Here is an 18282-nt window from a genome sequence, read left to right as displayed (position 1 = left end):
TGAAGACAGGGACTGTTTAAGCGTCGTATTCTTTTTCATGGACTCGCCCTCGCTGTCGTTGGCTTCTTAGACTGCCACCGCGGCGCATTGACGCCTCGGCGTGGGCGAGTCCATCTAATTACGGCGGGTCACTTTTGGAAGAGCCGGGAGCCGGACCAGCCAAAAGTAACCAAAAGCGCTTTGCCCCACCACTCGGAGCCTCGCTGCGGCCTTATAGCCGACCTGGCTCTTGGTGATACCGCATTTCTACTGTGGGAGCGGGCTTGCTCGCGAAGGCGGCCTTGCAGCCGACCTGGCTCTCCCGGTCGTACACCCATCAGATCTGTGGGAGCAAAGCTTGCTCGCGAGGCGGCCTAATAGTCGACCTGGCTCTTCCGGTCGTACTCCGATCCCATTGTGGGAGCGAGCTTGCTCGCGATGACAGCGGCATATCCGACAAAGGTGCAGGCTGACTCACCGCTATCACGAGCAAACTCCCACAGCAGCGCCAGACAAGTGGCCCCTCCAACAGGCTTGACCCACATGCCGCCAGGCATCACATTGCCTGGGCCGGCGATAAGCCCGCTGTTTCGTTGTGCAGCAGATTTTTGTGGAGCCCATGACCGCGTCGATTCCGATCCGTCCCCCCTGCCCGCCCGGCGTCTGCGATTGCGGCCGTGATGCCTTGCTGCAAGCGCCTGGCAGCGACCTGCGCATCCTTTGCTTGAATCGCCAGGAAGAAAAACGCCTGCTTGAACGCCTGGAGAACATCCAGAGCCTCGACGAACTCCAGCGCCTGCAGCAACGCCTGTACGAAAACCTGGGGATCCGCCTGAGCGTCGAGCCTGGCTATAACGAAGTGCGGACCATGCGCGGCATCGCCATCGAATTCCAGAACCAGCCCGGCCTGTGCCGCAAGATTCGCCAGTCGATTCCCGCCGCCATCCGCCGTGGGCTGGAAAAACGCCCCGAAATTGCCTGGCGACTGCTGGATGCTCACGATCTGTTTCGCGACATCTGAACCCAGGCGGCTCCTTCCCTGGAGCGGCACCTGGGCCTAGAAATCCACCGTTGCGGAAAGCAGGTAGGTGCGCGGGGTCGACAACGTCAATCCGGCCTCACTGTCATCCGACGCCCCGGCCGAACTCCAGTAGCGCTTGTCTGCCACGTTTTCGATGTTGGCCCGCAGGGTGACGTTCTTCTCGTCGACCTTGAATGCGTAGTGGGCGCCGACGTCGAAGCGTTCCCAGGAATCGATTTCCTTGGTGTTGGACTGGTCCAGGTACTGCGAGCTGGAGTAGATGCCCCGGCTGGTCAGGGTCAGGCCCTGTACCGTCGGCACGTCCCATTCGGCGCCGAGGTTGACGTTGTACTTCGGCGTGGCCGGTGCGCGGTTGCCATCGAAGGTGCCGTTGGTGGTTTGGGTCAGCTCGCTGTCGATGTACATCACGCCGCCGAGCAAGCGGGTTCCCCTCAGCGGTTCACCAAATACGCTCAACTCCACGCCGGTGTTTTCTCGCTTGCCGTTCGGGCCGAAGATACGCGTCGTGGCGTCGGTCGCATAGGCCGGCTGCTTGATCCGGAACAGCGCGGCGGTGACGGCGAATGGGCCGGCATCATACTTGGCGCCCACCTCGACCTGACGGCTGATGAACGGCGGGAAAATCTCATCCTCGTTCACCGACGTCGATGGCGCGATCTTGCCCTGGCTCAGGCCTTCCATGTAGTTGGCATACAGCGACAACTTGTCCGTCGCCTTGAACAGAATGCCGCCCGACGGTGAAACCTTTTCCTCATCGTAGGCAGTGTCGCCCTTGACGTTATTCGTCCAGTCGTCAACCTTCACCCGTTGCCAGCGAGCGCCGAGGGTCAGCAGCAAGCGATCGTCGAACAGCCCCAGGGTGTCGGACAACGCCACGCCACTGAAGCGGTTCTCGGTGTAGACCTTGTCGTCCTGTCGCGTCGGGTTGCTCGGCGTCGGGGTCTGCACCGGGTCATACAGGTTGCTGCGACCGTTGGCGTAACGGGCGCCGCCATTTTCGAAGTCCATGTAGAAATAGCTGGCAGCCAGGTTGACCTCATGGCTCACCGGGCCGGTATGGAACCAGTTGCGCACCCCGGCTGTGGCCGTGCGGACATTTTCGTCGCGGGTAAAGTCTCGGGGCTGGACGGTGAAGTCACCCGCGTCGTTGGTCACCGAAACGTTGTGCCGAAGGAAGTCGTGCTCGCTTTTGCGCGCCCCCACACCGCCATACAGCATGACGGAATCGTTGACGTCGAACTCAGCGTTCACAGTGCCGAAGGTGTCCTTGGTGCGCGCCTTGCTCCAGGACTGGGCGTAGTTGTCGCGCACATCACTGGCGTGAGGAACCTGCGCATTGGCGCCCACCTGCACGCGTTCCTGGGGCGCGTCGGTGTTACGCTCGGTGCGGCCAATGTCCGTCGAGAGCCGCAGGCGCTCACCGCGAAAATCCAGGCCCAGTACCGCCATCTCGCGGTCCACGCTCTGGTGATCCCATTCGGTGTCGCCCGCCTGCTTCACGCCATTGAAGCGAATACCGAACTTGTCATCCTCACCAAAACGCCGACCGACATCCACGGCACCGCCCAGTTGGTTGTTGGAGGCATAGCTGCCGGTGAACGAGGTGATGGGCTTGTCGGTGGCACGCTTGGGTACCACGTTGATCCCGCCCCCCACGCTGCCCCGCGGCGAGATACCGTTGATGAGCTGGCTCGGGCCCTTGAGGATATCGACGCGTTCGGCCATCTCCATGTCGATGGTGTAGGTCGGCAAGATGCCGTAGAGACCGTTGTACGCAACATCGCTGTTGAACAGGCTGAAACCGCGAATGGTGAACTGCTCAAAGCGCCCGCCCGCCGGGTTGGTGGCGCGGACCGACGGGTCGCTGGCGATCAGGTCGCCCAAGGTGCGCGCCTGCTGGTTCTTGACCGCCGCGCTGGTGTAGGTGGTCATGCTGAACGGTGTTTCCATGAAATCCCGCGAGCCCAGCAAGCCTTGCGAACCACGGCGAGCAACCTGGCCACCGGCATACGCCGGGCTGTCCGTCGACGTCGTGGCGCCTAGAATCGAAGTGGGTGCCAGTTGCAGGCTGCCGCCTTCCGGTGCCGGCATCAGGATATAGGCCTGCTCACCCACCGCTTGCAATTGCAGGCCCGAGCCCGACAACAGCCGGGCAAACCCCTCCTCTACGCCAAACTCGCCCGAAAGCCCGGCGCTGTTGCGACCACTCACCAGGGCCGGATCCACCGACAGGTTGACGCCCGCCAGCCCGGCAAACCGGGTCAACGCCGCGCCGAGGCTGCCGGCCGGCACCTGATAGCTGCGCCGTTCGGCTTCTTCGGCCAGGCTCGATGAGATAAAGAATGGGCTGGCGCTCAAGCTCAGCATGAGGCTCAGGTTCAACAGCGGACGCCAGCCGGCAAAGGCCGGGCGCAAACGCAAAGGTGCAACTGCGGACATTGGAAAGCGCTCTCATTTTTGTTCAGTTGCCTTGAATGACAAGCGAGACAAAAAAAGGGGACAGGCATCAGGCCATATTTTTGCGAAGCGTCAACGTGACCCAGTAGCGAGTGCGCATGTGCACGTCCAGCGGTAGGCTGGCCGCAAGCAGCGTGAGGATTCGGTCGGTGTTGTCCAGGCGGAAGCTGCCAGTGATTCGCAGGGCTTCCAGGGTTTCGTCCCAACGCAACACCCCGGGGCGATAGCGGCTCAGTTCCCGCAGGAAATGCCCCAGCGGCTGGTCCTGCGCTACCAATACGCCGTCACGCCAACCCAGCTGCGCCACATCGAACGCCTTCACTGGCCCCGCGCCTGAATCCTGGATGTTGACCTGCTGGCCCGCCCCCAAGCTCAGCAATGGCCCGCGCAGGGGTTGCAGTTGTGCCGAGCCGCTGACCACCGCCACCCGGCAATCGCCCTCGCCCAAGTGCAGGCAGACCTCGCCACGAGTGATGGTGATGAGTCCATAGGGTGATTGAACGGACAGCGGCGTGCTCCCGGCAAGCCTGAGGGCCATTTCGCCGCGCACCAACACCAGGCGTCGCGCCTTGAGGTCCAGGTCGACGGCGCTGTCGGTGTTCAGTTGCAGCGCACTGCCATCGACCAGCGACCAGCGCCGTTGCTCGCCCGTGGCAGTGTGCAAATCAGCGCGCCAGGCCTCCAACGGCAGCTCTCGCCCCAGCAGCCAAGCGGTCGGGACCAATGCGGCGACGCCCAATGCGCGCTTGAGCACCTCGCGCCGAGCCAGCACTGGGCGGTCCAGGGTTGCCATGCCCAGGGACGCGGGCACCCCGGCAAAACGCTGGCGCAATCGCTGGGCCTTCTGCCAGGCCGCCTCGTGATGATCGCTGCTGTCGCGCCAGCGTTGCAGGGCCGCCGAGTCGAACGCATTCCCGTCGAACTCCATCAGGGTCAACCAGCGAGCCGCCGCCCGTGCCGCTTCGCGGGCTTCGGGTGATGGGGTCGAGCGCATCAGAAGTCCACCAACAGGCAATGTTCATAGGCCTGGGCCATGTAGCGTTTCACGGTGCGTTCGGACACTTGCAGGCGTTCGGCGATCTCGCGATAACCCAGGCCTTCAAGTTGGCTCCAGAGAAAAGCCCGCCGCACCAGGGGCGGCAGGCCATCGAGCAGTTCGTCCAGGGCTTGCAGGGTTTCCAGCAGCAGCCAGCATTGCTCTGGCGACGGTGCGCAGGCTTCAGGCAGGCTCGCCAGAGCGTCGAGATACGCCTGTTCCAGATTGCGCCGGGTGTAGAAGTTGCTCAGCAGGCGTTTGCCAACGGTCAGCAGATAAGCCCGGGGTTCTTGCAGGTCAGCCAAGGTCTGGGAACTGGAAAGCACCCGCAGGAAGGTATCCTGGCGCAGGTCCGCCGCATCCCAGGCATTGCCCATGCGCCGCCGCAGCCAGCCTCCAGCCAGCTACCGTGGTCACGGTACAACGCATGGAGGGAATGCTCCGTCGGCATAACTGCATCACACATGTCCAGAAGCCTGCGCAAAGTCTTAAATGAGACTGATTCTAATTAATGTTCGCGCGTTAATCCAAGCTCTTTGTACAAAGTGTGTCTAAACACGGGGATGGAATTGATAGAGGGCCCTGTGGGAGCGAGCTTGCTCGCGATGGCGGTGCGTCAGAAACATCGATGCTGACTGATACTCCGCTATCGCGAGCAAGCTCGCTCCCACAGGCAGGTCTTTTATCAGTGGCTGGCGTGCAAGGTCTTCGGCACCTCAGGCATGGCCGATGAGTGATGGTTGATGATCTTCCACTGGCCATCGAGGCGCTCATAGAGGAAGGTGTAGCGCGCCTGGACCTCGCGCTTGGAACCGTCGGCCTGTGTGAGCGTGAAGGTATAGACACCACTGTCCATCGCCGCATCGGGGCCCAGATGGCGGATCTCCCGATAGTTGATTTGCCCCACCGGTTTGCCGGCCAGGAAATGCTCGAAATAATCCTGGATCTGCGCCGGCGTGTTGCGCACCTTGTTGGAAACAGTCGGTTGCAAAATCGCATCCGGGGCATAGAGGCCGGTCACGGCGGTGGCGCTACCGGTTTGCAGCGCGGTGTTCCAGCGGTCGAACAGTGCCGCGATCTCGCGGTCATTCACATTCTTGGGCTGCTCGGCCACTGTGCGATACACATAAGGCGTAGCCTCAAGCGCCTGGACAAGCGGCGCGGCCAGCAGGAATAAAGCAGCGATGGCGCAGGTTTTCATTTTCATCAACGTGGTCCTTTGGGTTTCAATGGGTCCACTTTGCCGGCCTTCCCTGCCTTCGCCATCGGCCAACCGGTGCCAATCGCCTATGCCGTTCGGCAGATAGGCTCGGTGCCGGTGACACGTTCTAATGACGCCACCGCGAACCGGACCGGTCCTCTTCCACGCTGGAGTTCCCCATGCAAAGCCCACCCCATGACCCCGGCAGTGCCCTGGCCATCCGCAGCCAATATCGCCAGTCGCAAAGTCGTGCCGCACGCCTGGGCCTGCTGCTGGGCACCGGCCATGAACTGACGCAGTTGCCCCTGTCGGCCATGCGCCAGCGTGCGCTGCAACGGGCGTGCGCGTTCATGGCCATGGACCATGGCCTGCTACTGGAGTGGGCGCCGGACCAGCCGTTGCGCACCCTCGCCAGCCATGGCAGCGCGGAACGACTCGAGCTGCTCGCCAACCTGGCCCAGCCACAAATGCCCGGCCCACAATGGCTGGAATCGCCCGGCAGCGCCCTGCCCCAGGTCTTGCGGGTACCGTTGCGTGCCTCCGACGGCGTAGAGTTCGGGGCGTTGTTGCTGGGCAACAGCGTGGCCCTCGGCGCGCCGGACAACGAAGACATCGAATCACTGCAATTGCTCGCGACGCTGTTGGCGGCACACCTGGAGAACAGCCGTCTGCTCGAAGCGCTCCAGGCCCGCGAACGGACCATGTCCGAGTTGGTCCACCGCTTGTTCAGCGCCCAGGAAGACGAACGCAAGCGCGTGGCCTACGACCTGCACGACGGCCTGGCGCAGAATCTCGCCGGTTTGCATCAGCGCTTGCAGGGCTTCGCCGGTCGCTGCCCGTCGCTACCGCCTGCACTGGCGAACGAGCTGCAAAGCATCCTCGACCTGGCCCAAGGCTGCGTCGGCGAAGGCCGGCAACTGATCAGCGGCCTGCGCCCCCACGTACTGGATGATTTCGGCCTGTACAAAGCCGTCGACAAGGAGGCCGATCGCCTGCGCGACGCCGGCCTGACGGTGAACTGGGCCGAACACAGCACCGCGCGCCTGCCGGGCAACACGGAGATCGCCCTGTTTCGCATTGCCCAGGAAGGCATCAACAACATTCTCAAGCACGCCCAGGCCAGCCATGTGCAGTTGGGGTTGGCGGTGGACGATGGCCACGCTTGCCTGCGAGTGGAGGACGATGGCCGTGGCTTTGCCCTGGAACAGCCCATCGAGACCAACGGCAGCTGCCATCTGGGGCTGGCCGCCATGCAGGAGCGCGCGCACTTGCTGGACGGTCACCTGAGCTGTTGCAGCCAGCCCGGTGGCGGCACCCGACTGCTGGCCAGCGTGCCGCTACCGGCCCACGGAGGACACCCATGAACCGACCTTTGCGCCTGCTGCTGGCCGATGACCACGAAGTCACCCGCACCGGGTTTATCAGCATGCTCGCCGGCAATCCGGGATTCGAGGTCGTTGGCCAGGCCCGCGACGGCCAGGAAGCCCTCGACCTGTGCGAGCGGCTACAGCCGGACATCGCGATTCTCGACATCCGCATGCCCGTCCTCAACGGTTTGGGCGCGGCGCGGATCCTGCAGCAGCGCCAGCCCGGAATCAAAGTCGTGATCTTCACCATGGATGACAGCCCCGACCACCTCGAAGCCGCCATCGGTGCGGGCGCGGTCGGCTATCTGCTCAAGGACGCCAGCCGCGATGAAGTGCTCGACGCCCTCAAACGGGTCGCCCAGGGCGAAGAGGCGTTGAACAGTTCGGTCAGCGCGCGCCTGCTGCGCCGCATGGCCGAGCGTGGTGCGAATGGTGCCACTCAAGTCCAGGCCCTGACCGCCCGGGAACGCCAGGTCCTGGGGCTGGTGGCCGGCGGTTTCAGCAACCGTGAAATCGGCGAGAAGCTGGGCATCGCACCCGGCACGGCCAAGGCCCACGTAGAGCGCGTCATCGGCAAACTGGGCGCCGCCGACCGGACCCAGGCCGCCGTGCGCGGCGTTGCCCTGGGCCTGGTGGCGCAACCTGCCGGGCAATGGCCATGAGGTTTCTCGCCGCCCGCCGCTGGGCCGACCTGCCCTTGCGCGGCAAGGCCCTGGTGGTGATCTCCCTGCCCCTGGTGGTCCTGCTGCTGTCGCTGGTGCTGATCTATATCACCGAACGCCAGACCGCCCGGGCCGAAGAGGATGTGCGTCGGGTGCTGCTGGTCCAGGGTGATATCCAGACAGTCCATACCCTGCTGGCCGAGGCAGCGGCCAGCGTGCGCGGCTACCTGCTGACCCGCCGCGAAGATTTCCTGCCCAGCTACGAGCAGGCTACGCCGCTGATTCACGCCGCGTTGCAGCGCCTGGACCACAACATTCGCGACGCCAGGATGCGCGAACACCTAAAGACCATCACTCCGCTGATCGCCGACAAACTCGACGGTTTGCTTGCGCTGCGCAATGGCAAGCGCGACGACCCCGAGGCCATCACCGCGATCCTGATCGAAAACAAACAGGTACTGGACGTATTGCGCGAGCAGATCAGCGCCATGCGCATACGCGAGGATGCCCTGCTCGCCGACCGCAGCGCCGCCGCCTCGGCCACGCGCATGCGCCTGTTGTTCGCCACCTTGCTGGCGGCGGTGTGCGGGCTGCTGGGGGCGATTGTCGCGGTGCTGTTCCTGTCCAAGGGCATTGTCGCCCGGGTCCAGCAGGTGCAAGGCAACGCCCAGCGCCTGGCATTGGGCCAACCCTTGTTGCCACAACCGCCGGAGCAGGACGAAATCGGCCAACTCGGCACGCGCCTGGTGGAGGCCGGGCAGTTGCTCGCCGAACGCGAGCGGGCCCTGCGCGATAACGAGGAGCGCTTGCGGCTGATCATCGATGGCGTGAAGGACTACGGGATCTTCGCCCTGGATGCCCAAGGCTACGTCACCACCTGGAACGCTGGCGCGGAACGGATCAAGGGCTACACCGAGCAGGAAATCCTCGGCCGGCATTTTTCCCTGTTCTACCTGGCCGAAGAGTGCCCGGCGCACCCGGAGATGGCCCTGCGCGAAGCCACCCGCGACGGTCATTACATGGAAGAAGGCTGGCGTTGCCGCAAGGACGGCAGCCGCTTCTGGGCCAGCGTGGTCATCACTGCGCAATACGATGGCACCGGCGCCCTGCGCGGTTTCTCCAAGATCACCCGCGACATCACCGACCGACGCGCTGCCGAGATCGCCCTGCGCACCGCCCGGGAAGAAGCCGAAAGCGCCAGCCGAGCCAAGAGCGAGTTTCTCTCGCGCATGAGCCACGAACTGCGCACGCCACTGAACGCCATCCTCGGTTTCGCTCAATTGCTGGACATGGACTCCACCGCCGGCCAACGCCCTCAGGTCAGCCACATCCTGCGGGCCGGCCAGCACTTGCTGGCGTTGATCAACGAAGTGCTGGACATTGCCCGGATCGAGGCCGGGCGCCTGCCGCTGAACATCGAACCGATCGCCCTGTCGACGGTGCTGCACGAAGCCCTGACCTTGGTTTCACCGATGGCCGCCGACGCCGGGATCCACTTGGCCGAGCTGCCAGCGCTGCCTGACGACAGCGGCGTGCTCGCGGACCGCCAGCGCCTGGTGCAAGTGCTGCTCAACCTGCTGTCCAACGCCATCAAGTACAACCGGCCCGGCGGTGAGGTGCGCATCGAAGTCAGCGTCCAGGCCCATCAGGTAAGCATCGCCGTCAACGACACCGGCCATGGCATTGCCCCGGAACAGCTGGACCAACTGTTCAAGCCTTTCGAACGCCTGGGCGCCGATCCTCAGGTCGAAGGCACTGGCCTGGGGTTGTCATTGAGCAAGAGCCTGCTGGAAATGATGCAGGGCAACCTGCAGGTCCACAGCGAACCCGGACACGGCTGCTGTTTCACCCTGCAACTGCCCGGCACCCAGGTGGTTGGCGCGCATCTGCCACCCATCGCCGCCCTGGCGGTGACGCGTTCGCCTGTGGACTATCACGGCAAAGTCCTGTGCATCGAAGACAACCTGTCGAGCCTGGCGCTGATCGAAACCCTGATGCAACGCCGTCCTGGCATCCAGTTATTGTCGAGCATGCAAGGCCAGATGGGCCTGGACCTCGCTCGCCAGCACACCCCGCAACTGATCCTGCTGGACGTCAGCCTGCCGGACCTCGAAGGCCTGGAAGTCTTGCGGCGCCTGCGCCAATCCCCGGCCACTGCCGCCACGCCCGTGCTGATGATCACCGCCGATGCCAGCGACCTGACCCACCGCGCCCTGCGTGACGCCGGCGCCACGGCGATCCTGACCAAACCTATTCATATCCAGGCCTTCCTGGGCCACCTCGAGCACTATCTACCGGAGCCCGCATGAATCGCGACTTGCGCATTCTGATCGTCGACGATCAGCGCCCCAACCTGGACCTGATGGAACAACTGCTGGCCCGCGAAGGGTTGCACAACGTGTTGAGCAGCACCGAACCGTTGCGCACGCTCGATCTGTTCAACAGCTTCGAGCCGGACCTGGTCATCCTCGACCTGCACATGCCGGCGTTCGACGGCTTTGCCGTGCTCGAGCAACTCAACCGGCGGATCCCGGCCAATGACTACCTGCCGATCCTGGTGCTGACTGCCGACGCGACCCGAGACACGCGCCTGCGGGCCCTGGCCCTCGGCGCCCGGGATTTCATCAGCAAACCCCTGGACGCGCTGGAAACCATGCTGCGCATCTGGAACCTGCTGGAAACCCGTGCGCTCTATAAGGCGTTGCGCGAGTTGATTCCGTCCCAGCAGATCGAACTGTTGCGCCAGCACCGTCCCGCCGCCGGCCCGTCTTGACCTGGCGGCCGTTCCATCAAGGCATTCGATGCATGAAAGTCACTGAACGAACATCGGCAACCGGCCTGCAGGCACACATTCGCGGCGAGCGCCTGGCGACGTCCGACGGCGTATCGGCCAAGGATATCCTGGTCGAAATCTTTGTCCGTGAGCGCAGCGAAGCACACATCGTCGTGCCGGCAGTGGCCGAACCGCTGCTTGTCTGGGTGTTGTCCGGGGAAGCCATCGTCGAGGAGCGTATTGCCAACGAGGTGTGGGAAACGAATACCGTGGTCGCCGGTGATTTTTTCCTGACCACATCCCCGGTTCCTTATGAAATGCGCTGGCAAGTGACCAGCCGCGAGCCATTCGTGGTCATGCATCTGTACCTGGGGTTGGCGTTATTGGAGCGCGCCATTGCCGAAACCGGTGGCAGCCGCGCGATCCAGCTGCGGGAAGTCTCTGGCGGGCGGGATGAAGCACTTTCAGCCTTGCTCGAACAGATTCGGGAGGAATTGACCCGGCGCGGTGAAACCAGTGCCTTGCTGATCCAGGGCGTGGCGCAATGTGTGGCGGTGCACCTGGCGCGGCATTACCGGGATGCCAATGCCGACGACATGTCCGGACGTAACGCCCTGCCCGCTTTCAAGCTCAAGAGGGTGATCCAGTTGATGGAACAACACCTGGCCGCCCCCTTCAGCCTCGGTGACCTGGCCCAGGCCATCGGCATGAGCGAATACCACTTCAGCCGCTTGTTCAAGCGCGCCACCGGGCGTTCACCTTCGCAGTACTTCATCCAGCTGAGAATGGCCCGGGCCCGGCAACTGCTGCTGGAAACCGAACACAGCATCATCGATATCGGCCTGGAGGTTGGCTATGGCAGCGCCAGCCATTTCTCCCAGATCTTCCGCCGTGAAGTGGGCGTGGCGCCGAGTCATTACCGCAAGTAAAACCCCTTTCGGCTGGCTGATCGTGGCTGATCGTTCCCACGCTCTGCGTGGGAATGCATCCCGTGACGCTCTGCGTCACATCCAGAAGCGGAACGCGGAGCGTCCCTGGCGGCATTCCCACGCAGAGCGTGGGAACGATCGACACTGACTACTGTGGGCATGTTCTCATTTGATCCGGTAGTGAAAAGTATTGCGCACTGCCGGCACCGTCACCGCCTTGCCATCGATGATTCGCGGTTGATAACGAAACGTCTGGGCGGCGGCCAGGGACGGTCGGATGAACAATGGGTGGCAACCGTCGATGACCTTGGGGTTATCGATCCGCCCGTCCGGTGTCACGCTGTATTCCACGGTGCAATCGCCTTCCAGGCCCTTGTCCAGGGCGCGTTGCGGATAGTCCGGGGCTTGCTTGCTCAGCGGTTGGTAGCTGCGGCTGTCGGCGGCGGCCTGGCGCGCCTGCTCGGCTTGGCGTTGTTCGGCGAGTGCTTGTGCCTGCCGGACCTGCCGCTGTTGTTCGGCGGCCTGCTGCTCGGCGTCTTGCCTGCGTCGTTCGCTTTCCTGGCGTTCACGCTGCTGTTGGGCCTGTTGCTCGCGCTTTTGCTCCTCGACCCGTTTGCGGGCCAGGGCCGCCTGTTCCAGTTTCTGCGCCTGGACACGCGGGTCGACAACCGGCTGGGTGGGCGCGAGACGCGGCGCTTCTACCGGCGCCGAGGTCGGCTCGACCGATGGCGGTGCAACAGGCGCGACAGGAACCGGGACAAGGGCTTCGGGCGCTGGCGGCAGCATCACCAGTTGCGTGTGCAACACCCTGGGCGTCTCGGCAGCTGGCTTCTCCACGCTCCACCCCAGCACCAACAACGCCACCACACCCGCGTGCAGGGCCACGGCGAGCCCCGCCGCCAGGCTGTTTTTCCAAAAGCGACGGCCCAGCGCAGGTACGCTCAAGGAGGGACTGTCCATGATCATCGCCGTCATTGCGGCGCCTCGGTCACCAGCCCCAGGTTGCTCACGCCGCCCTGTTGCAACGCGGCCATGGCTGCAACGACCCGACCGTAATCGGCATGCGCGTCGGCACGGATGTACACCTGGGTATCGCTGCGCTCGGCGACGACCTGCGCCACCTTGGCGCGCATCTGCTCCAGGTCCACGGCGCTGTCGGACTGGTGGTGGGTGTCCAGCTCTTCGCCCAGGTTCCAGTAGTAACCGCCCTCGGCCTTGACCGACAGGGTGAGGATTTGCTGGCGACGGTCGTTGGCCAGTGCTTCGCTGGCGACCTTGGGCAGTTCGATCTTCACCCCCTGGGTCAGCATCGGTGCGGTGACCATGAAAATCACCAGCAGCACCAACATCACGTCGATGTACGGCACCACGTTCATTTCGGCCTTGGGACCGTGCTTGCGTTGTGGCTTGACGAGCATCTGCCCTCTCCTTTCAAGCGGCCGAGGCCAGGTTCACCGGGGCACCGTGCAGCTTGCGGTGCAGACGCGCCTGCAGCTCGTTGCCAAAGGCGTAGTACCGGGTCAGCAGGGTCTGGCCGCGAGCGGCAAAACGGTTATAGGCAATGACCGCCGGGATTGCCGCGAACAGGCCGATGGCCGTGGCGATCAACGCTTCGGCAATGCCCGGCGCCACAGTGGAAAGGCTGGCCTGTTGCACTTGGGACAGGCCGATAAAGGCATTCATGATCCCCCAGACGGTGCCGAACAAACCGATGTAGGGGCTGACCGAACCGACGGTGGCGAGAAATTGCAGGCCTTTTTCCAGTTGTATTTCCTGTTCACTGATCGCCACTTGCAGCGCGCGCTCGACACCTTCAAGCACCACTTGCGGCGTGCTTGAAGGTTGGTTGAGCTGAGTGAAGGCCAGCACACCCGCCTGGAAAATCGGCGTGACACCACCGTCGTCTTCGCGGACCTGTGCGTGTTCCCGATACAGGGGTAGCAGATCCTGGGTGCCGCGAAAGCGCTGCATGAAACCGTTGAGCTGGCGTTCGTTGCGTTGCAGTACGGCGCTGCGCTGGATGATCAAATACCAGCTCAATAGCGAGGCCAGCAGCAACGTGAGCATGACCGCCTTGACCAGCAGACTCGCGTCACTGATCAGGCCCCAGATCGTCATGTGTTCCAGAGTGGCTTGCATGGTTGAAACTCCTGTCTGGCGGTTATTCGATGAAATGTTCGTGACCGGTTGATGACAGCGTCGCTCAAGGCAGGCGCAGCGCTTTCGCCACGTCGGCCCAGGGCACGAACTTGAAGTTCTGGGTCTGCTCGGGCATGCGCTTGCGGCCGTCCTGGACCACCAGCATGCCCTGGCTCCAAGGCCCGCCGAGGTTCACCGAGGTCACCTCCAGGCCATCGGTTTGCGACGCGCCATCGATGCCCGCGGCCGCGTTCAGACCGACCCGGAAGGCGCCGCGCACGGCATAGGGAGGCTCGGCATCGAGCACCAGGTAACTGTCGTTGCCCTGGCTGGAGATCACCAGGTAGTCGTGGCCGCTGGCCTGGTACAAGGCCATGCCCTCGACGTCAGCGTGCAACGACGAGCCAACCTTGATCACACTGTTCAAGGTCGCCGGTTGGTCGGCCCGGGCATCCACTGCCCAGACGCCGACGTCCTCTTCACCGAGAAACAAGCGTTGGCGCTGCTCGTCGGCGACACAACCTTCAGGCTGGCTGTCGACGCTGAACTGGCGCACCAACTGGCCTTCCACCACGCCGTCCGGCGCGCTCAGGCGGTACTGCACGAAGCGCCCGTCCTTGCCGTTGGCGAAGGCATACAGTTCGCCTTCAGCAGGCTGGAACAGGCAGATGCCGTAGATTTCCTTCAATGACGTCGCAATCTCACCGGCTTCGCGCAACTCGCCGCTGGTGCGGTCGATGCTGAACAGGCTCAAGCTGTTGCGATCTCGGTTGCTGGCCACGGCCAGATCGACGGTTTGCGTGCCCAGCTTGAAGTTCGCCCGCACATCGACGTTATTCAGGCGCCCGACCGCCAGTTCCTGCAGCAACTTGCCTTGCAGGTCATAGGCCAGCAGGCCTTGCTTCTTGTTGGTGCCCAGCACCCGGCTCAGCCCGGGCGTCGTCGGATGCACCCAGATCGCCGGGTCATCGGCGGCATCGCCCTGGCGGGCCACCGGTTCGCTCTGGACGATGGCAGCCACAGTGGGCAGTACCGGCGGCAAAGGCGCTGGCGTGGGTTTCCAGCTGATTTCGCCTTGGTACAGGTGTCCGTTGTCATCGTCGCGCAGCAGCACTTCAATGCCATTTTTCGTCAACCGCGCCGCGAGATTTTCCGGTTCCTTCAGGCCCGCCAACGGCAGGTTGGCTTTGGCGCTCCAACTCTCGTCCTGTTGCTGGTACACATGCAGTTGCGCCGCTTCCGGGTCCAGCCCCAACAGGCCGCCCGGCAGCACGGCCATGGCCCCGGCGCTTTGCTGGAGGTCGCCAAACGGCGCACGCATCGCCACGGGTACCCGCACGGTCTCGGCCTCTGAGGATGCCGGATAGGCCCACCAACCCACCCGCTCCTCGTTGACGAACAATTGATTGGCGCTGTCCTGCACCTGGCAGGTCTTGGCGTCAGGCGGCAATGGCAAGCCGCGCACCCGTTGCGCGCTGTCGCTCAGGCGCTCGCCATTGCCTACCAGCCATTGCTCGCCCTTGCCCTCCTCGCCGACCAGGAACACAAACAGGTTGCTCGCCTCGTCGCGATACAGGCACAGGCCGTTGACCGGGAAATCCCGCGTGGGCAGGTACAACGGCACGCCCCACTGACGGTTTTGTGGGTCGAGGCTGACCACCAGGGCTTGCTGACGCGTGCTGTCGAGGCTGGCGACCAACACGTTCGCGCCTTGGGCACGGCTATCGACACCTTCAAAGGTGCCCTCCAGGCGCGTCAGTTCGCGACCTTGGGCATCGAGCAAGAACAAACCTTCGCGGGCACTGGCCAGTCGCTCGGTCGTCGAAGGGCCGGGCAGGAATGCCAGGGCGTTGATCGACAGTTGCTCGGCTTGAGACCAGGGTTGCAGCTTTAGCTTGGGCGCTGGGTCAGCCGCCAGGGTGGCGGCTGATGCCAGGCTGATCGCCATCGCCAACAGGTAGCGCTTGGGTAAGAAAAACATCGTGTTCAACGGGAAAATCCTTGTCGTTCAGTCAGGCTCAAACGGGCTTGTTGCTCACGTCTATGGGCAGGGAACTCATCTGTGGGAGCAAAGTCCCCTTGCCAAAAGTGATCAGGCACGCGATTCAGAAATGGGTAAAGGTCAGCCCCAGCTTGTAGGTCGGGCCGTACTCTTCGTACTGGCCGTTGTAGGAGCGGTGGCCGGTGTAGACGAAATACGGCTCGTCGGTGAGGTTCTGGGCTTCCAGGCTCACTTGCAGGTTTTTGGTCAGCGAATAACGCGCGCTGAAGTCGACGAAGGTCTGGGCGTCGACGTGCAGGTCATGGTCGCTGTCGCTGATGGACGCCAGCTCGAACAGGTACGCGGACTTGTAGTTGGCCGACAGACGTAGGCTCAGCTTGTCGTTTTCCCAACCCAACATCAGGTTGCCGACCGTGTCCGACTGGTTCGGCAAGTCGATGCTGCGCTTGCGCTGGGTACCACTGGCTTGGTCGAAGCCTTCGATCTCGGCGTCCGAACGACTGAAGGTGGTGTTGGCGCCGAGCAGCAGGCCGTTCCAAGGTGCCGGCAGCCAGTCGAATTTTTGTGAATAGGCCAATTCCAGGCCATACAGCTTGGCGCTGTCGCCGTTGGCGTAGCTGTGGGCTTCTGAAAAATCGGTCCAGGCACCGGTGCCGGCCAGATCGGTGTTGTAGACGAAGTTCTTGATGTCCTTGTAGAACACGAAGGCCGAGACCGTGCCGGCGTGCCCCATGAAGTGCTCGATGCCCAGGTCCAGGTTGCTCGATTCCAGCGGCTTGAGCTCCGGGTTGCCGAACGTCGCCTCGTCATCGTCGATGACAAAACCCGGCGCCAATTGCCCGAAGGTCGGACGCACCACGGATTTGGTCCAGGCCGCACGCACCTGGGTGTTCTTGTCCAGCTGATAGCGCGCGTGCAGGCCCGGCAACCAGTGGTGATACTTGCGGCGGGTCTCGGTGTCGGTGAATACGCCGTCGGTGGCGCCGGTGCCCTTGGCTTCGAACTCGGTGCCTTCGTAGCGCATGCCGGCGATGAAGCGCCAGTCATCGATATCGACGGTGTTCATCAGGTATCCGGCGTTGATGTCCTCGCTCATCTTGAAGTCGTTGACTCGCGACTCCTGCTCGTCAAAAAACTCATCGCGATTCAGACCGCCGAGCAACTGCTTGATCGCGTCGGCGCTGATGCCCGGGCCGAAGCGGCCGAGGCGATAGTCCACGTTGCCTTTCTGGAACTGCCCGAGGTTCAACTGCTCGTCGGTAAACCCCAAGTCGTCGAAATCCTTGTAGACCCAGGCATTGAGGTCGTTGTCCTTGTTACGTCGGCTGACTTTGCCACCGAACTTGACCTGGGACGCATAGCCACGCAGGTCATAGTCCCGGGCCAGGTCCAGGCGCAGGTTTTTCTCGGTGTCGGTGGTCTTCTGTTCTTCCCAATCCACCTTGTCGAGGCTGAAGTTGGCCGGATCGTAGAACCCCGAGCCGATGATCGGCCGCGGTTTGTCGCTGTCGTAGAAGCCGCCGTTGAAACCGTCGATGCCTTCGAAAGTGGCGCCGGCGATGTGGCCGGGGCTGTCTTCGCTGGATTGGCTATAACCGCCCTGGCCACTCAGGGTCCAGAGCCCGAACATGCGTTCGCCACCGAGCACGTAGGATTGGATTTCCTGGGTTTCTTCACGTTGCTTGAGTTTGCGCTTGCCCTCGGCATCCCCCAGTTCACCGGCGGCTTGCGGGTCTTCGAAGGCAATGCTGGCGGCGTTGCGGGTTTCACTGTCCTTGTAGCGGCTGTACAGCGTGCGCAGGTAATAGCTGCTGAAGTCATCGGGCTTGTAGTCGAAGTTCAACCCGCCACCGGCACGCTCGCGACGGATGTCGTAGTCGCGCTGTTCGAACTCTTCGAGGCGCGAGCCTTGCTCGAAATCCCAGGCGCCGCCGGTTTCGACATTGTCCGAACCGAAGTCACGCTTCTGCCAGCTCAGCGCCGCAGCCACGCCGAAATTGTCGATGCCGTCGCCGAGGCTGAAACGATCACTGATGGCGCCGGAGAATTTCGGGCTGGTCTGGCTGGTGTTCTTGTCATAGCTGGCTTCGCTGCTGCCGGTGTAGAACAGGCCCTTGTGGTCGAAGGCCGAGAGGCTTTTGACGTCCACCGTACCGCCCAGGGAATTGGCGTCCATGTCCGGCGTCAGGGTCTTGATCACCGACAACGATTGCACCAGCTCCGAAGGCAGCACATCCAGGGCAACGGCCCGGCGTTCGCTCTCCGGGGCTGGCACCAGCGTACCGTTGATGGTCACGCTGTTGAGGTCCGGTCCCAGGCCGCGCACGCTGACAAACCGGCCTTCGCCCTGGTCGCGCTCGACGCTGACACCGGGCAGGCGCTGCACCGCTTCGGCGACGTTTTCATCCGGCAACTGCGCCACGCCGTCGGCATGCACCACGCTCTTGATGCTATCGGCGCTGCGCTGTTCCTTGAGGGCCTGATCGATGCTGGCCGCCTGGCCGACCACTTCAACGTGTTCAGTGGCCGCCTGCTCGGCGGCGCTCAGTCGCTCACTGGCAATGGCCATCGCCAATGCGGTGAACGTGAAACCGACGAGCCCGGCAGTGCTTGTGCGGTGATACATGGTGGTCCTCCCCAGGAATCCGGAAATCCGCCAGGCAATGGCCCGGCAACTGGGAGGGCACGCTAGGGG

The 18282-nt window shown here is 63.3% G+C and carries 14 protein-coding genes and 1 pseudogene; 6 read left to right on the top strand and 9 right to left on the bottom strand.

The window, feature by feature from the left end; translation table 11 throughout:
* The first annotated feature begins 598 nt into the window (after window positions 1-598).
* Complete coding sequence (locus KGA89_RS26915; RefSeq protein WP_223472982.1) at window positions 599-1000, top strand: hypothetical protein; 402 nt, start codon at window positions 599-601, stop codon at window positions 998-1000.
* A gap of 36 nt (window positions 1001-1036) precedes the next feature.
* Here the strand turns inward: KGA89_RS26915 and KGA89_RS26910 are convergent, their stop codons facing one another.
* The 4 genes and pseudogenes from KGA89_RS26910 to KGA89_RS26895 form a co-directional block, all read right to left on the bottom strand.
* Window positions 1037-3460 carry a TonB-dependent receptor gene (locus KGA89_RS26910; protein WP_223472981.1) on the bottom strand — a complete coding sequence of 808 codons (2424 nt, stop codon included), beginning with the start codon at window positions 3458-3460 and terminating at the stop codon, window positions 1037-1039.
* A gap of 67 nt (window positions 3461-3527) precedes the next feature.
* On the bottom strand, window positions 3528-4472 hold the full coding sequence (locus KGA89_RS26905; RefSeq protein WP_223472980.1) for a FecR domain-containing protein: 945 nt from the start codon (window positions 4470-4472) through the stop codon (window positions 3528-3530).
* Window positions 4472-4980: pseudogene (locus KGA89_RS26900) on the bottom strand (sigma-70 family RNA polymerase sigma factor). The gene KGA89_RS26905 and the pseudogene KGA89_RS26900 overlap by 1 nt, the downstream one beginning before the upstream one ends.
* 219 nt (window positions 4981-5199) lie before the next feature.
* A complete protein-coding gene (locus tag KGA89_RS26895; protein WP_223472979.1) occupies window positions 5200-5721 on the bottom strand; it encodes an SgcJ/EcaC family oxidoreductase in 522 nt (173 codons plus the stop codon).
* Window positions 5722-5894: 173 nt separating this feature from the next.
* Between KGA89_RS26895 and KGA89_RS26890 the strand changes: the two genes are divergently transcribed.
* From KGA89_RS26890 to KGA89_RS26870, 5 genes are read left to right on the top strand one after another with little or no spacing between them, the layout of a single operon-like run.
* Window positions 5895-7079 (top strand): sensor histidine kinase, encoded by a 1185-nt coding sequence (locus tag KGA89_RS26890; protein ID WP_223472978.1) that lies wholly within the window; start codon window positions 5895-5897, stop codon window positions 7077-7079.
* Window positions 7076-7744 carry a response regulator gene (locus KGA89_RS26885; protein WP_014338289.1) on the top strand — a complete coding sequence of 223 codons (669 nt, stop codon included), beginning with the start codon at window positions 7076-7078 and terminating at the stop codon, window positions 7742-7744. Before KGA89_RS26890 ends, KGA89_RS26885 begins: the two co-directional genes overlap by 4 nt.
* Window positions 7741-10053, top strand: coding sequence for an ATP-binding protein (locus KGA89_RS26880; protein WP_003202050.1), 2313 nt, complete (start codon window positions 7741-7743; stop codon window positions 10051-10053). Before KGA89_RS26885 ends, KGA89_RS26880 begins: the two co-directional genes overlap by 4 nt.
* Window positions 10050-10517, top strand: a complete 468-nt coding sequence (locus tag KGA89_RS26875; protein WP_003202053.1) for a response regulator — start codon at window positions 10050-10052, stop codon at window positions 10515-10517. Before KGA89_RS26880 ends, KGA89_RS26875 begins: the two co-directional genes overlap by 4 nt.
* Window positions 10518-10549: 32 nt before the next feature.
* Window positions 10550-11446 carry a helix-turn-helix domain-containing protein gene (locus KGA89_RS26870; RefSeq protein WP_223472977.1) on the top strand — a complete coding sequence of 299 codons (897 nt, stop codon included), beginning with the start codon at window positions 10550-10552 and terminating at the stop codon, window positions 11444-11446.
* Window positions 11447-11611: 165 nt separating this feature from the next.
* Here KGA89_RS26870 and KGA89_RS26865 read toward each other — a convergent pair whose 3' ends face one another.
* The 5 genes from KGA89_RS26865 to KGA89_RS26845 all read right to left on the bottom strand — a co-directional run bounded on the left by KGA89_RS26865 (window position 11612) and on the right by KGA89_RS26845 (window position 18213).
* Window positions 11612-12421, bottom strand: a complete 810-nt coding sequence (locus KGA89_RS26865) for an energy transducer TonB (RefSeq protein WP_223472976.1) — start codon at window positions 12419-12421, stop codon at window positions 11612-11614.
* Window positions 12418-12864, bottom strand: coding sequence for a protein TolR (gene tolR / locus KGA89_RS26860; RefSeq protein ID WP_223472975.1), 447 nt, complete (start codon window positions 12862-12864; stop codon window positions 12418-12420). The genes KGA89_RS26865 and tolR overlap by 4 nt, the downstream gene beginning before the upstream one ends.
* Before the next feature lie 13 nt (window positions 12865-12877).
* The gene (tolQ, locus tag KGA89_RS26855) at window positions 12878-13585 is read right to left on the bottom strand and encodes a protein TolQ (RefSeq protein WP_003202062.1); all 708 of its coding nucleotides are present in this window, start codon (window positions 13583-13585) and stop codon (window positions 12878-12880) included.
* 64 nt (window positions 13586-13649) lie between these two features.
* The gene (locus KGA89_RS26850; protein ID WP_223472983.1) at window positions 13650-15566 is read right to left on the bottom strand and encodes a phytase; all 1917 of its coding nucleotides are present in this window, start codon (window positions 15564-15566) and stop codon (window positions 13650-13652) included.
* A 124-nt stretch (window positions 15567-15690) separates the two neighbouring features.
* Window positions 15691-18213, bottom strand: a complete 2523-nt coding sequence (locus KGA89_RS26845; protein WP_223472974.1) for a TonB-dependent receptor — start codon at window positions 18211-18213, stop codon at window positions 15691-15693.
* Window positions 18214-18282 lie beyond the last annotated feature (69 nt).

Origin of the sequence: Pseudomonas sp. A-RE-22 (genome assembly GCF_019956035.1) — a bacterium.
Lineage (GTDB): Bacteria > Pseudomonadota > Gammaproteobacteria > Pseudomonadales > Pseudomonadaceae > Aquipseudomonas > Aquipseudomonas brassicacearum.
This window is presented reverse-complemented; position numbering and strand designations above follow the sequence as displayed.

Coding starts and splice junctions, on each gene's coding strand:
- KGA89_RS26915 (WP_223472982.1), top strand. CDS start 599: ATGACCGCGTCGATTCCGATCCGTCCCCCCTGCCCGCCCGGCGTCTGC.
- KGA89_RS26910 (WP_223472981.1), bottom strand. CDS start 3,460: ATGTCCGCAGTTGCACCTTTGCGTTTGCGCCCGGCCTTTGCCGGCTGG.
- KGA89_RS26905 (WP_223472980.1), bottom strand. CDS start 4,472: ATGCGCTCGACCCCATCACCCGAAGCCCGCGAAGCGGCACGGGCGGCG.
- KGA89_RS26895 (WP_223472979.1), bottom strand. CDS start 5,721: ATGAAAATGAAAACCTGCGCCATCGCTGCTTTATTCCTGCTGGCCGCG.
- KGA89_RS26890 (WP_223472978.1), top strand. CDS start 5,895: ATGCAAAGCCCACCCCATGACCCCGGCAGTGCCCTGGCCATCCGCAGC.
- KGA89_RS26885 (WP_014338289.1), top strand. CDS start 7,076: ATGAACCGACCTTTGCGCCTGCTGCTGGCCGATGACCACGAAGTCACC.
- KGA89_RS26880 (WP_003202050.1), top strand. CDS start 7,741: ATGAGGTTTCTCGCCGCCCGCCGCTGGGCCGACCTGCCCTTGCGCGGC.
- KGA89_RS26875 (WP_003202053.1), top strand. CDS start 10,050: ATGAATCGCGACTTGCGCATTCTGATCGTCGACGATCAGCGCCCCAAC.
- KGA89_RS26870 (WP_223472977.1), top strand. CDS start 10,550: ATGAAAGTCACTGAACGAACATCGGCAACCGGCCTGCAGGCACACATT.
- KGA89_RS26865 (WP_223472976.1), bottom strand. CDS start 12,421: ATGACGGCGATGATCATGGACAGTCCCTCCTTGAGCGTACCTGCGCTG.
- tolR (WP_223472975.1), bottom strand. CDS start 12,864: ATGCTCGTCAAGCCACAACGCAAGCACGGTCCCAAGGCCGAAATGAAC.
- tolQ (WP_003202062.1), bottom strand. CDS start 13,585: ATGCAAGCCACTCTGGAACACATGACGATCTGGGGCCTGATCAGTGAC.
- KGA89_RS26850 (WP_223472983.1), bottom strand. CDS start 15,566: ATGTTTTTCTTACCCAAGCGCTACCTGTTGGCGATGGCGATCAGCCTG.
- KGA89_RS26845 (WP_223472974.1), bottom strand. CDS start 18,213: ATGTATCACCGCACAAGCACTGCCGGGCTCGTCGGTTTCACGTTCACC.